Below are 15,077 nucleotides of genomic sequence, written 5' to 3'. Positions count from 1 at the left end.
AATGACAATTACTGAACATATAAGCAACGCCCAATCGACCCTATTCTCCTTTGAACTGTTGCCCCCGCTTAAGGGTGAAAACCTGCAAACCATTTTTAATGCAATTGATCCTCTTTTAGAATTTGCCCCAGCCTACATAAATGTAACCTACCATAGAGAAGAGGTAGTTTACCATAAGGGGAAAAGTGGTGCGTTTCTTCCTAAAGTATTACGAAGAAGGCCGGGAACAGTAGGCATTGCAGCCGCAATACAGCATCGCTACAATATCGACGTGGTGCCACACGTAATTTGCGGCGGTTTCAGCAAGGAAGATACCGAAGATGCCTTAATCGATTTTGACTTCTTGGGCATCAACAACCTACTGGCCGTAAGAGGTGATGCCGATAAAATTACTGGACGTTTTGAACCCAATCCAGCCGGTCATCCACATGCAGTAGACCTTATCAAGCAAATTGTTCGGATGAATAATGGGCACTATAACGATGAAAATATTGAGTCGGCAACCCCAACAAAGTTCTGCATAGGCGTTGCCGGTTATCCCGAGAAACACACAGAAGCGCCCAACATGGCCAATGATTTGATGTATTTGAAAGCCAAAGTGGATGCCGGTGCCGAGTATATTGTTACGCAACTTTTCTTCGACAATAAGAAGTATTTCAGCTTTGTGGAAAGTTGCCGGAAAGTAGGAATTACAGTGCCAATTATTCCCGGATTAAAACCCATCTCGGTAAAAGAGCACATGAGCCTACTTCCGCGAGTGTTCAACGTAGATCTCCCCGAAGATTTAGTCAGAGAGCTTGTAATTTGCAACGACAATAAGTCTGCCCGTGAGTTAGGTATTGAGTGGACAATCCAACAAGCAAAGGAACTTAAGCAAGCAGGAGTTCCATCCATTCACTTCTACACCATGGGGAAATCCGATAATATTGCCCGAATTGCACGGGCGGTGTATTAAACCACGGTTACGTTAAGTACTGGCTAACCTTGCCCAGCAACTCATAGGAATCAATTAGATTCGTTGTGTAATCGCGACAAATGATCTTGTGTACCCATAATCGCTACTACAGGAGAATAACCCTATTGGATTATTCTTGGTGTTGAATCGAAAGAAACACTACTACTTTATTGCATAAGTTTCGGAACAAACAAACTATGATCCTCTTTTTTTTATACCTTTCGACCTGAACCAACAAACCGTATTTCAATGATTAAAAGACTCTTAATAATTGCACTCCCCGCGATTCTCATTTTAAGCGGCTGTGAACAAAAAAAAACAGATCCACAACAAACGCCTCAGGGTATGGACCAAAAAGTTGTTCGAAAAGTTATTGACTCATTGGTTGTAAACTATGGCCAGGATCAAAAAAGCGTCATCACAAAGGGCGTTAGCCAAGTAGCAACCTTATGGCGATCGAAAGATGGCTCCGAAACCGAATTCACCACCTTCTGTGTGAATAACTATCAAGGCAATACTGAAGCCAAGGAGGTATTGTTTAGTAGGCTTGCGCGCAACTTTGAGATTCTAGGTGGCTACTATTCTAAGATTAACAAGGAGCTGCTGAAACCGCTTCAACTCGACAACGGGCAAGAAGCCACGCCAATTGACGAGCTTTTTGGCGCATTTAATCCTTCCGCTCACTTAACCGACGATATGTTTGGAAACCGCATTGCATTTATTGCTATGCTAAACTTTCCATTCTATTCGTTGACTGAAAAAACGGAGTTGGGCCCAAAATGGAATCGCCATGAGTGGGCATACGCCCGCCTGGGTGATATGTTTTCCTCGCGTGTTCCTGCCGAAATCCAGCAAAATGCTTCCGATAAGCTAACTGCCGCTGACACTTACATCTCCAACTACAATATTTTTATGGGGAACCTAGTGGACAAAGATGGAAAAACATCCTTTCCAAAAGAGTTAAAACTCATTACACACTGGGGGTTGCGCGATGAACTAAAATCGCAATATGCCAATAAGGAGATCGGAATTAAGAATCAGGAGATGATTTATCAGGTAATGAAGCGCATTATCGATCAAACCATCCCTACACAGGTAATCAGCAAAAATGATTACACTTGGAATCCTTTCGACAATATAATTACCAAAGATGGGAAAGTTGCCGAAGTTATCCCCGAGAATGATCAACGCTACCAGGTGCTTCTCGACAATTTCAAGGCCATGCAGGCCATTGATAATTTTAGCCCCGATTACCCTACATACATCCAGCGCAAGTTTGAACAAGAGATGGAGATTCCTCAAGCCGATGTTGAAAAAATCTTTATCGAATTTGTATCCTCCCCGGTGATCCTCGATATGGCTAAACTTATTAGCAGTAGGTTAGGTCGTCCGCTTAAACCCTACGACATTTGGTACAACGGGTTTAAATCGCGTGGCATAATGACCGAGGAGATGCTCACAGCGATGACCAAGAAGAAATATCCCAATACCGCAGCGATAGAAAAGGATCTTCCAAATCTTCTGAAACAATTGGGATTCAAAAAGGACAAAGCTGAATTTATTGCCTCCCGCATTCGGGTTGAAAGTTCACGAGGTGCAGGGCATGCTTGGGGAACTGAAATGCGCGGCGATGTTTCACTCCTCCGCACCCGAGTTGGTGCAAGTGGAATGGATTATAAAGGTTATAATATTGCGGTGCACGAATTTGGCCACAATGTGGAGCAAACTATTACCACCGAATTTGTGGACAACTACATGATGTCCGACGTGCCTAATACAGCCTTTACCGAAGCATTAGCCTTTATTTTCCAAAAGCGCGACCTTGAGTTACTTGGAATAAAAGCAAAGGACAAGGATAAAATGAACATGATGGCGCTCGATAATGCATGGGCTTGCTACGAAATCATGGGAGTATCCTTGGTCGATATGAATGTATGGAAATGGCTTTACGCTCACCCAGAAGCAACCGCCCCAGAACTCAAGGATGCCGTAATTTCTATCGCTAAAGAGGTTTGGAATAAATACTACGCCAACGTCTTTGGCAGCAAAGATGAACCAATCTTGGCTATTTACAGCCATATGATAGACAATCCATTATACTTGAGCGCCTACCCAATTGGCCATCTTATCGACTTTCAGGTAGAACAACAGCTTGAAGGAAATAACTTTGCTGAAGAGGTTACCAGAATGTATAGCCAAGGTAGGCTGATCCCACAACTCTGGATGAAAGGAGCCGTTAACAGTGAACTCTCAAGCACACCGACTCTCAAAGCTGCCGAAAAAGCACTAAAAGAGGTGAAGTAAAATGCTCCATAACAAGAAAGAGGTGTCCCCATTTTGGAGACACCTCTTTTTTTTTCGCATAACAATATGTTCTTTAGAATTCAGACAAAACTGAATCTCAACCTAATTTCATTTACTGATGGTTTCCAGAATCCTCATCGTCCCCCAGTCTAATTGAGACAGGTTTCTTAATGGAATACTTCTTCGACTCGGCCAAGAAAATAAAGTGAGCAGCAACAATTAATCGTACACTAGGACGCTTATAGTTTACGGCCGCATAATCGTATGGAAACATTGCTACCAGAGCTGGTGAGATGTTCCTATCGCGCATCAGATAACCGTAGTATTCACCTATCGACTCCTCATCCTGTCCAACGCTCTCAACAAGCTTAAATAATTTCCCATTCATATTTATGTCCAAGTAAACTCCCTTTAAGCTATCGGGTGCATTAACGCGGCGAACAATCCAAAACTCCGAAAACAGGCCGGATTTTTTCATCTCCTGGATTAGCCCTTCAAAGGCGACTTCATTGAAAATAGGTTCGGAGAATGTGGGATTCGAAAAAAATTCGGAATAAGCCTCTTGCACGTTCTTGTAATTGCAAGAAACAAGAATAGTGCTATCCATGAAGCGAATAACTCTATTCGTCGTTTCAACCTCTTTGGAGGAAAACACCTGTGTTAAGTTTTGATCAACCGTATCCACCGGTGGCTTTGTTATGGTATCACAAGCCGCAAGCGAAAAACATAGCGCAAATCCTAACGTGAAATATTTGGTCATAGAGTAACGTTTTATGATAACGAAGGTAACTTCAAATAACAACTATTAAATAGTACTTCTCACCTTTTTTTTCCTTAATGTGTGAATACACTTTCGTGTCGAGTAATCGTTATGAAATGGATGAATGATGGGAGGAAAAAAAAATACTCCGAGAGACCTTCACGACACAACGAGACAAAGGAAAACAAAAAAGTCAGATGCGACGCTATTTACTTTAGGACTATCGATAGTCTTGTCGTAATCAACCTATATACTAAAACCATCGTTAAATCAACAACATAAACCAATATATAGAAAACAAAAGCGAACAAAATAAACGTTTCAACTGCCTACGACGCCAATTAAATAGGATAAAGTGCATAAGCCATCGTGATCGAATATTACCTTAAAAAGAGGAAGATATAAAGAACACTCTGTTTTTAAGTCGAAAAATATAACCGAATAAATCACCCTTATGGCATTCTTGAAATATTACTTCCGTGAAAGTCTTTTGAACAGGATCGTCTCCGTTTGAAAACAAATAGGCCCATATAGTAGAGCGCAGTATGTTTGAAAATACTACTTTTGTGATCAAATTCTCAACATGATCCACAAAGTTCTCCTTGGACAATTGTTAGGCGCTTTAAAAGCAGCAAGCCGGAGCAAGGTAATTAGCTTTATTACTATAAGGAAGATCGATTGAAATACAAACAAAGTAGGGCCAACAATCTCTATAAAACTAATTTATGCAGCAATGAATAGCAAAACAAAACGAATTCTAACGAAAGCAGCCATCGGAATTGTTGCAGGATTGGTTATAGTTCAAATACTGTTTTTTATCTTTAGAAATCTCGTATTACAGGTTGCATTCGATAAGGTAGCCGATCGTGCAATGTCTAGGTTTGGGATGGAATTAAAGTGTGAGAGTCTTAAATTCAGAGGCTTATCGGAGGTATATCTTGAAAAGTTCACGATAGTTCCTCCAAATGGTGATACGTTACTAACCGCTGAAGAAATTGGTGTTCATCAGTCATATTTAAAAATGTGGATACTAAAACCATCCATCAAAGCCATTACGGCCAACAATGTTAAGCTGAACCTCATTCGAACCGATACCTCGGGAAACTACTTCGCATTTTTCAAACAAAAATCAGTTACTATAACCGATTCAACCTCAAAAGGGAACTTAGCAAGCAGATACGGTAAACTTTTAAAACTCTCACTAGATCTACTAACGGCCGACACATACCTAAAAGATGTATGCGTATCCTACCGGCATAATGACTATACACTTTCCATTTCCCTTCCCGAATTAATCTCCGAAAATGGGCAGTTTGGGTCGAAAATAGAAGTGACTGAGTTTGGCAAAACCAATACCATAAACCTTAGCGGCCAAGCAAGTCGATGGAATAGCGAAATTTCCTACCGATTAACCAAAAGCGAATTGGGAAAAATAGAGATACCATTTCTCAAGCATAAGTTTAATATAAAAGCCGATTTTGATTCCCTCTACCTCCACCTCAAAGGAGAGAATTTTTCAAATACCTTAACCCAATTTGCAGTGCAGGGTAGCACCTATAATATTGATATTGAAAGCCCCAAGTTAGCGCAAGAGGTAGTGAAATTTGATAGTCTGATGGGCTCATGCAAACTTTTGATTGGTAGCGATTTCTTTGAAATGGACAGCACCTCCATTATGAAGATGAACCAACTTGCCGCAAACTTCTATGCTAGATATAAACCCGCCAGCAAACCGGAATACGACTTCAAAATTAACACAGGCGAATTTCCAGCCGAAAACCTGTTCGCCTCACTCCCTAATGGTTTATTCAGCAACCTTTCCGGAATGAAGGCTTCTGGCAGCTTATCCTACAATCTCGATTTTCATCTAAAGATGGAAAAACCCGAAGACTTGGTCTTTTCCTCAAACCTTAAGGGCACTAAGTTCAGGATTCAGAGTTATGGTAGAGCAAACCTGTCGAGAATGAACGAGCCATTTGAATATACGGCTTATGCTAGGGGCGTGCCCGTGAGGAGTTTTATGATTGGCCCTGAGAATCCAAATTTTAGAACGCTCGATCAAATCTCGGCTGCACTTAAAAGTGCCGTACTTACCTCCGAGGACGGATCCTTTTTCTGGCACAAGGGCTTCAACGAAGAAGCTTTCAAAAACGCCATCATTGAAAATATAAAAAAACAGCGATTTGCTCGAGGAGGTAGCACAATTAGCATGCAGCTGGTAAAGAATGTATTCCTGAACCAGAATAAAAATGTTGCCCGAAAAGTTGAGGAGATGCTCATTGTTTGGTTGATAGAAAACAATAGACTATCCACAAAAGATAAGATGTTCGAAACCTATCTTAACATTATCGAATGGGGACCCAACGTTTACGGTGCTTCCGAAGCGGCCAAGTTTTACTTCAATAAGGATGCGGATAAGCTTAACCTAAGCGAGGCTATCTTTATGTCGGCAGTTATACCGCGTCCACGAACTTTTGGTTACTTCCTTGACTCAACATTTGCCCCCAAGCCTTCGGTTTCGGATTATTACAGAATCGTTAAAAACTTTATGCTGCGCCGGGGCGTAATCACCCAAGAGGAATACGATGCAACACTCCCAATACCAGCACTTGATGGTGCAGCCAAACAATACCTCATTAAAATAAGAACGAAGCCAGACAGCACCGCCGTGGAACAGGAACCAGAGGACGACATTCTTATCCTAGAGGATCCCAAATAAAGAAAGAGTGTCTTCAAGGTGAAGACACTCTTTCTTTTTAGAAAATTTCGCCATTTTGGCAATTCGATATATTTCAAAAAGAGATCCGCTGAGAATCCTAATTGATATAAAAAGCTTCTACACCAGGATAATAATACTTTTCCTTGGCAATCTGTTGAGGGAAAAGAAAGTATCGAATCTCGGCCTCAGAGCAGAGTTCCTCATTACCATTGTAAAGTTCAGCCTTAATAGTTACTAAGCGCTTATTTCGTTCAATAATTCTTGCTTTAAGCTTTATGTCGCCACCGTCAATGAATACGGGTTTTTTATAGGCAACGGTTAAATTTGCTGTAACTCCGGAAGTTTGACACTTCACGTACACAACCCAACTGGCAATTTCATCAAGGAGAGTGGCTTGAATGCCTCCATGCAAAACGTTAAGATAACCTTCAAAGGTCTTTTGGGGTTTCCAAAAAGCAATCATCTCCTCGTCTTGCTCGTAAAACTCAAGGTTAAGTCCACACTTATTGTTGGGCGAGCAACCAAAGCAGTTGGCATCGCTTCCATAACTCTCGGTAAAGGGGTTTCTAATTTTCTTCATTTTTACGGCGGTTTACAGGGTCGAAATTATCAAATTATTGGAGAATTCAACCCAAAAACGCGTATTCGCAACCAATAAGGATTCCTAATATCCGGTGGAAGCCTTATTTTTAATCACTTCGAGAAAGAAAATATTTTTTGACTAAAGTGTATTATCTTACTGAGAAATCGTCGGCATCCATCCAAACTGGAAATTTCAATCGGAAAGCATTTAGTTCATCAAGCGATAAACCGGCTGAAATAATTTCCTCCAAGCCTCGCTTTGCGCTAGTAATTATCATTCCCTTGGGGTCAATAATCACCGAATCGCCGGAGTAGGTAAGGCCAGTTCCATCCTCGCCTATTCGATTAGTGCCCACAACAAACGCCTGATTTTCGATGGCTCTGGCCTGCAATAAGACGGACCATACATCACGTCGACTCTCGGGCCAACTAGCCACGTAAACCATTAAATCATAATCATTCTGATTTCTACTCCAGACAGGAAAACGTAGATCATAGCAAATCTGAGGTAAAATTCGCCATCCGCGGAAATCAAACACCTTTCGCTCCTTGCCACTACTAAAGTAATTATGCTCATCCCCCATCCTAAAAAGGTGACGCTTATCGTAGGTTTGAACTATGCCTCCTGGCTCCATAAAAACCATACGGTTATAAAATTGCCCCTCTTCCTTAACGATCATACTTCCCATTATAGCAAGATTATACCTATCGGCATTCTTGTGTAGCCATTCCATCGTACTGCCATTCATCTCCTCGGCTAACCTTTCTGAATTCTGGGAAAACCCAGAAGTAAACATCTCCGGTAGAACAACCAATTCTACGTCAGGCGAAAGATCTTCGAGTAGGTTACCTATCTTGGTTTTATTACCAATCGCATTCTCCCATAATAGATCAATCTGCAACGCGGCCACAGTAAGATTTGCTTTCATTTCTTAGTATTCAAATGAATTGATATTTTCTATTACCTTCTGTTGATACCCATCGAGCAAGGTTTTACATACTGGGTGCTGAATATTGAAGGTATGGCTATTTAGACTCGACACTGGCATTAGCATGGGTGATGTTCCTGTAATAAATGCCGAGTCAAACGATGAAATATCAGCTGCTTTGATAACAACTTCGTCCACGGAAAATCCCATTTGTTGGGCAATTTGGATAACATGAAAACGAGTCACTCCTGGCAAAACTTCATGAAGAGGCGGAGTAAGCAACCTTGTTCCGGCGATAAAAAAAACATTTGAACGACTTCCCTCGGTAATTTCACCTTTAGCATTAACCAAAAGAACTTCAAAGAAGTTTTCCTGCTCAATGAGTCGATTTGCTTTATTTCTAATAGAAACATTGATGATTTTTGCGCTTGGATCGATCCTCTCCTCATTCAGAAATCCAAGCGGAACACCTGTTGTATAGAGCAGTTTGTCGGGATAGTTACTAGTAATAAAAAACATCCGATAGTGCAGTTGACTCGCAACAGAAAACACCTCTAACTTAAAGTTAATAAATGAGGCTCCGTTCGAAGTAACGAGTTTTTTCAGTGCGGCGATTAACGCAGTTGAGGACAGACTGAAATTAAGGTGCGCTATGCTGCACGACTCCATCAATCGGTGGTAGTGCTCGTCCCAAAACAAGGGCTTTCCTTCGATTAGTCGGACTACCTCATAAACCACCGTTCCTTCGGGTGTTGAGTTTAATGGCGCTTTGTCCAAACAAATATCGCCGTCAATAATTATATACGGGTATGTCACTGGTGGAAGTATCAATTCGTTGGTGGCAATGAATCTACAGAAGAATTTGGCGCTTTATAAGAACTCAAAATCTTAGATAAAAAAGGTCGGTAGTATCCATTGAAAAATTCAAATCCCAGTGGTCGCAATGTCAAGGAGATTGCACTGTTTAACAAATCCCCACCGACCATTTCCGAAGTAGCCATATAAACCGGAGTATGCGAGAAATCGCCTGCAAAATAGTAGAGTTGATAACCCGAACTACAGCCAAGGGCCGCAGGGAACGATTCGGGGATTCCATTATTTCGCAGAAGCGAAGATCCCTCTGGAGTTAAATGTAACATAAAGTTGCTGAACGTAGAGAGGCCAGGTCCTGCCTCAATTACCTCAAACCATTTCGTAAAAGAGACCTTGGACTTAACGCCAAAATGCGTCACGGTAGATGGTGGGGAAATTATAGAAACCTTACTATCCTCCAATTCGTGACCATTGATCAATAAAACAACCCGGTCTCTATCGCCCACAAAGACAATTCCCCCTTCCGAATTTGGCCAAGTTTTGTTCTGGGTGGTAGTATAAATATTAACGACCCAGGCAGGTGGTCTATTAGATTTTGTAGTATCGAACGATGGAAAACTGCGGCCAATCCATCCTGTCCAGGTAAACCCAAAAAGTTCCGAAAGTTTCTCTTTTTCCAAACCGCCACCAAGGTGGGAGAAGAGATTATGTTCAGCAATAATCAGTTTCCCTCTCTCTTTCATACCTTTTAGTAGAAGGTAGTCGTTTTGGTTTAATCCCCCATAAACCTTTTGCCCTAAAGCAGAATTTTTTGAACTCATCCAATCTTCCGAATATACTCCATAACAATCAATGTAGTATAGCATATCCAGACTATCGGCCATCCGATCAATTTCTACCAATCGAATTGTTCGAAAATCAAAGGTTCCTAACTCAGTATCTATTGGATAAAAGCCAAAGTAATCCTTATCATACCGATAAGGATTTCCATCTGGCTTCTGATAATGAAGGTTGGAAAGAACCCAAAAAAACGATTTGTGTTCAAGATACTTGCTGTTGAATACGGTTTTATCGAGAATATAGATATTGCGTACGGTAATAGACTTATTCTCCCATTTCAGGTGAAGAACAAACAACCCTACCCCGATTAGGATTACCATACTGCTAGCAATCCAAGCAACTCGCTTCATATAGAAATATTTTCGAACAAATCAATGCAAAATTTCATTGCACAAATTACGAAAAATAGGGTTACCAATGAAATTAGTTTTCCAACAAACGAATGCCACCATCTTAATTAGTCAAAACCCCCTAAGAAACTATCTTCCCGATGCTTTACCTTGCTTCAACAATTCGAGTTCCACAAAAAGATTATCAACTGATTCCATTGGCTTCATACACTGTTTTCCTGTGCATAAAAATAGATTATTGGGCGAATCCACAACTTTTGTGGCTATTGCCGGAATCTTGCTTTGCAACTGCCCACCTCCGAATATTAATGCTGGATAAAATATTGAAGCGATTTTTTTTGAAACCTCCTTATAATTATCGCCTTGCGCAATGACCACCACTGGTTCAAAATAGTGTCGTAGCAATAATCGTGACCAGTTTGCGGTATACGGCCCAGCACCAGAGAGTTGGTTCTTCAAATTAGACACCATCTGCATTGATAGCCGATCATACTCCTCAACAAAGAAATAATGGCTCAATGTTAAGAGTGAATGACCCAACGATGAAGCGGCTGCAGGCATTACACCGTCGGTTAATTCCATTTTTCGAGCAACAACAACTTCCTGCTCTTTCGACGTGAAATAAAACATTCCACCACGAGGGTCATAAAATGAAGTTAACGTTTCATCTACCAGCTTTTTTGATTTCAACAGCCATGATTCTTCCAAAGAAGCCTCATAAAGGGAAATGTAGCCTTCAGCTATAAAAGCATAATCATCTAAAAAGGCTAAACCAGAGCGATGTCCAGAGGTCAGGCACCGGCTCAATTGCCCATTCTCATCCATTAGATTCGCCTCAATGAAATGTGCCGTTCCTTCGGCCAGACAAAGCATGTTGGGGTCGTTAAGATGGCGAGATACTACAGATAACGCTTTCACCATCAACCCATTCCAGCATCCAATTTGCTTTATATCCAACGATGGCTTCTTACGCTCCGAGCGAACTAGAAGAAGTTTTGCCTTTAAGTTGTCCAGCCGCGTGGAATCCTCTTCGCTATGAACTCCCGAATGAAATTCTCGGTTGAGCGAAAGATTTATCATACCATCGAGGCTGCTACTCGGCGTTAGAGAAAAGAATTGCTGGAGAAGGGGGAAATCATCTCCCGAAATTGCAGCTAACTCTTCGAGTGACCAAACATAGTAACTCCCCTCAACACCCTCACTGTCGGCATCCAAGGAGCTATAAAACCCACCATTATCTGCCTGAAATTCTTGTAACGTAAAATTGATTGTTTCCTTCGCTATTCTGGCAAAATCGGCATACCCGAAATAGGTAAAAGCCTTGGCATAAATGGCGGCAAGCTGAGCATTATCGTAAAGCATCTTCTCGAAATGGGGAACCTTCCACTCTCGATCGACCGAATATCGAAAGAAACCGCCACCAAGATGATCGTATATTCCACCCTCGCTTAGCGATTTAAGGGTAAAAAAGAGATGCTGTTTTAAATCGCTATCCTCCGACAACCAAGCGTAATCAAGTAAAAACTCCAGCGCTGGTGGCATAGGAAACTTTGGAGCACTTCCCCAGCCGCCGAACTCCCGGTCGAACTTCCGTCTCCAAGGCTCTGCAACCAGCTTTAGATCCTTTAGGCTAGAACCGCAGGTAACCACCTTCTCTTTTATTATTTCTGTGCTGGCAACACCGTCCGATAGCTCCTTGGCAGCGCGCTCAACCTTTTGTCTGTCATTTCTCCAAGTTAAGTTCAGCCCCTTCAGAATCTCTTGCCAGTGCACTTTTTGAAAATAAGTTCCTCCAAAAATCGGACTTTTATCGGGCAGAGCAAAGCAATTTAATGGCCAACCACCACTACCAGTAATGAGCTGCACTGCACTCATATAAACTTGATCCACATCGGGTCGCTCTTCCCTATCTACTTTAATGCAAATGTAATTTTCATTCATCAACCGAGCCGACTCTTCGTCCTCGAACGACTCCCGCTCCATTACATGACACCAATGGCAGGACGAATAACCAATGCTGATCAGCACTAGCTTATCTTCTTGTTTTGCTCGCTCAAAAGCCTCTTCCCCCCACGGAAACCAATTCACAGGGTTATGCGCGTGTTGCAAGAGATATGGACTGGTTTCTAATATAAGTTTGTTTGGCATGGATGGTTCTGGTTGAAAATACGAATCAATAACAGCCTTACAATGCTGTTTGTTGAAAATAAACTTGGCAATAGAAACTATTCTTTGATAGCCTTTTTACAAAACACCGATATATAACTTATATATAGAAGTTTATATGTGTTAAATAAAAAAACAAAAGGAAACCTACCTTGCATCGAGATTCGAATTAATGCACCAAATAACAGATAAACAATGGCCAAGAGGTAGTGTATACGAAAAGTCCGAAATGCTACGAAAAAACGAAGTAGCGGATTTTGCTTCCATGTGTTAGCAAGTAATCCTGACTGAAAAAGCATGTAAAGATTTTTTACAGCCTCTTCCGATTTGGATATAAACACAGATGCATCCTCCAACCCATCATGGTATACAGGGTTATCTATGTGAAATATTGGAATATTAACCTGCTCCAACTCATAACCAAAAAGAGTATCCTCGTGTCCATAGCCATGTATCTCCTCCGAGAACTTCACCCTCAGAAAATTGGTTCTTGTAATAAAAAAGTTAGCCGTCTTGAAGGATGAATAGGGTTGCTTATTCCTTTGTGACGCTATTTGGGTCTCTCGTTGGTGGCCATACTTCCAACGCAGCACTTTGGGTGCATACGTGGGTTTTTGAGAACGATAACATATACCTCCAACGGTTACATAGGATTTGGCAGAAAAATTCAGGTAGCGTTCAATAAAATTAGTTTCCGGCAGGCTTACATCACAATCGAGAAAAAGAAGATTTTCGAATCGTGCTGTTGAGGCCAGCAGATTTCGTATTTTTGATCGACCTATATTCTGCTCTAATTCAACGTATTTAACATGCATAACATTTTTAAGCCCACTATTAGTCGCTTTAAATGCAGGTACAGAACAATCATCGAACACTAATATTTCATATACAATATCATGAGCAGCAAGTTGATTAATTAACGATGAAACCAGATCAGTCACATCGTATTGATATACAGGAATTAGAACAGAAAGCATGGGTTTTGTAGAATATTATCATTCAAATATTTAAATAATTTAACGATTTACCAAAATCTATTATTGAAATGTATTGTTATTTTTGTCCGACCAGAAAATTAATTTTCAAAAAATGAAGAAGGTTTCGTTATTCGTAGTTGCATTTCTTATATGCACTTTTTCCTTTGCCGGACCAAAGGATGGCTACCAAATTAAAGTAAAAATTAATGGGTTGAAGGATACAACCCTTTTGCTGGGGCACCACTTTGGTAGCAATAAATATGTGGTTGACACGATACGCGTAAATTCAAATGGGGCTGGCGTATTTCAGGCCGATTCGCTACTGAAAGGTGGCGTATACCTTGTGATTCTCCCAGGGATGACTTACTTCGAAATTCTGGTCACCGGATCGCAGCGCTTCTCCGTTGAAACAGACAAAACAGACCTCCTAAATAAGATGCGGTTTTCCGGATCTCCAGAAAATGAGACCTACCTAAACTACCAAAAGTATATGGGAAAGGTAGCAGAGAAGAGCAAAACCCTCCAAGAACAACTCAAGGCAACCAAGAACGCCGACTCAACCAAGATACTTAAGGATGAACTAAAAGCGCTAAACCAAGAAGTTCGAGCAGAATCGAAAAAGATAGTTGATGCCAACCCCGGCACCTTTGTTGCCAACATCCTAAAGACGATGCAGTATCCAGAACAACCTGAGTGGAACATTCCACAAGGAACACCTGGGCGCGATAGCTTAATATGGACCAAGAATTACCAATTTTACAAAATCCACTTCTGGGATAACGTCGATTTAAGTGATGCACGTCTGCTCAGAACCCCTTCCATTGAGTCGTTGTTGAAGCAATACTTCACAAATATAGTACTGCAAATACCTGATTCCATAATCACCGCAGCCGATATGGTGCTCGCAAAGGCAAAGGCCAACGATGAAGTATTTCAGTATACGCTGTCCTATCTTTTAAACGAATTTCAGCAATCGAACATCATGGGTATGGATGCGGTATTCGTGCATCTTGCAAAAAGATACTACCTAAGTGGACAAACGCCCTGGGTGGACAAACCTTTATTGGATAAAATTAAGGAAAGAGTTAAGAAACTCGAGCCAAACTTGATTGGAGAAATAGCTCCAGAGCTTATAATGCAAACATCCGAAGGTACAGTAACCTCCCTTCGATATACTGTTGCGGACTATACTATCTTAGTATTTTGGGAACCCGATTGCGGCCATTGCCAAAAAGTTATTCCCGAAATATGGAAGATCTACCAAAAATACGAAACTAAAGGCGTTAAAGTTTTTGCCGTATACACTCAATACGACAAGGAAAAGTGGGTAAACTACATTAATGAACACAAATTATTCTGGATCAATGCATACGACTCGGAATACAACACCAACTTTCGTAACCTATACGACATATACTCCACACCAGTTATTTACCTTCTAAATAAGGATAAAAAGATAATTGCTAAGCGAATAGGAACCGATAGCCTTGATGAACTTATTGGCAAATTAACCGAGAAGCAATAAGAAGCACGTCAGTGGAAAATATCACCTCCGAATTTCATCATGAATGAAGTTCGGAGGTTGTTTTATACCTTAAATCCGCAGGTCGATTGCTAGGTTTTAAATCTTAGCGTATTTAGGTTTGCTTGGTGGATATTTTGCCATTTTTTTGGTTCGACAT

The 15,077-nt window shown here is 41.1% G+C and carries 11 protein-coding genes; 4 read left to right on the top strand and 7 right to left on the bottom strand.

Annotation, left to right across the window (positions count from 1 at the left end; genetic code table 11):
• The first annotated feature begins 1 nt into the window (after position 1).
• Together metF and BLS65_RS13535 are read left to right on the top strand one after the other, a co-directional pair.
• Positions 2–955, top strand: a complete 954-nt coding sequence (gene metF / locus BLS65_RS13540; protein WP_092439904.1) for a methylenetetrahydrofolate reductase [NAD(P)H] — start codon at positions 2–4, stop codon at positions 953–955.
• A 249-nt stretch (positions 956–1,204) separates the two neighbouring features.
• Entirely contained in the window at positions 1,205–3,259 is a 2,055-nt protein-coding gene (locus BLS65_RS13535) for a hypothetical protein (RefSeq protein WP_092439902.1), read from the top strand.
• A 112-nt stretch (positions 3,260–3,371) separates the two neighbouring features.
• Here BLS65_RS13535 and BLS65_RS13530 read toward each other — a convergent pair whose 3' ends face one another.
• Positions 3,372–4,019 carry a hypothetical protein gene (locus tag BLS65_RS13530; RefSeq protein WP_092439900.1) on the bottom strand — a complete coding sequence of 216 codons (648 nt, stop codon included), beginning with the start codon at positions 4,017–4,019 and terminating at the stop codon, positions 3,372–3,374.
• Between the two features lie 733 nt (positions 4,020–4,752).
• Here BLS65_RS13530 and BLS65_RS13525 point away from each other — a divergent pair.
• Positions 4,753–6,738, top strand: coding sequence for a biosynthetic peptidoglycan transglycosylase (locus BLS65_RS13525; RefSeq protein WP_092439898.1), 1,986 nt, complete (start codon positions 4,753–4,755; stop codon positions 6,736–6,738).
• Between the two features lie 97 nt (positions 6,739–6,835).
• Here the strand turns inward: BLS65_RS13525 and BLS65_RS13520 are convergent, their stop codons facing one another.
• The 6 genes from BLS65_RS13520 to BLS65_RS13495 form a co-directional block, all read right to left on the bottom strand.
• Entirely contained in the window at positions 6,836–7,318 is a 483-nt protein-coding gene (locus tag BLS65_RS13520; RefSeq protein WP_092439896.1) for a PaaI family thioesterase, read from the bottom strand.
• Positions 7,319–7,469: 151 nt separating this feature from the next.
• Entirely contained in the window at positions 7,470–8,249 is a 780-nt protein-coding gene (locus tag BLS65_RS13515; protein ID WP_092439894.1) for an amidohydrolase, read from the bottom strand.
• 3 nt (positions 8,250–8,252) lie between these two features.
• A complete protein-coding gene (locus BLS65_RS13510; RefSeq protein ID WP_170830126.1) occupies positions 8,253–9,065 on the bottom strand; it encodes an aminotransferase class IV in 813 nt (270 codons plus the stop codon).
• 11 nt (positions 9,066–9,076) lie between these two features.
• Positions 9,077–10,252 (bottom strand): hypothetical protein, encoded by a 1,176-nt coding sequence (locus BLS65_RS13505; protein ID WP_092439889.1) that lies wholly within the window; start codon positions 10,250–10,252, stop codon positions 9,077–9,079.
• A gap of 129 nt (positions 10,253–10,381) precedes the next feature.
• Entirely contained in the window at positions 10,382–12,400 is a 2,019-nt protein-coding gene (locus BLS65_RS13500) for a thioredoxin domain-containing protein (protein WP_092439887.1), read from the bottom strand.
• Between the two features lie 77 nt (positions 12,401–12,477).
• Complete coding sequence (locus BLS65_RS13495; protein WP_092439885.1) at positions 12,478–13,395, bottom strand: glycosyltransferase family 2 protein; 918 nt, start codon at positions 13,393–13,395, stop codon at positions 12,478–12,480.
• Positions 13,396–13,507: 112 nt separating this feature from the next.
• On the opposite strand from BLS65_RS13495, the gene BLS65_RS13490 reads away from it, so the two are divergent.
• The gene (locus tag BLS65_RS13490; RefSeq protein WP_092439883.1) at positions 13,508–14,920 is read left to right on the top strand and encodes a TlpA family protein disulfide reductase; all 1,413 of its coding nucleotides are present in this window, start codon (positions 13,508–13,510) and stop codon (positions 14,918–14,920) included.
• Positions 14,921–15,077 lie beyond the last annotated feature (157 nt).

It is taken from the genome of Williamwhitmania taraxaci (assembly GCF_900096565.1).
GTDB classification, from domain to species: Bacteria; Bacteroidota; Bacteroidia; order Bacteroidales; family Williamwhitmaniaceae; genus Williamwhitmania; species Williamwhitmania taraxaci.
Note: the sequence above shows the minus strand (reverse complement) of the source record. Positions and strands in the feature narration are given on the sequence as shown.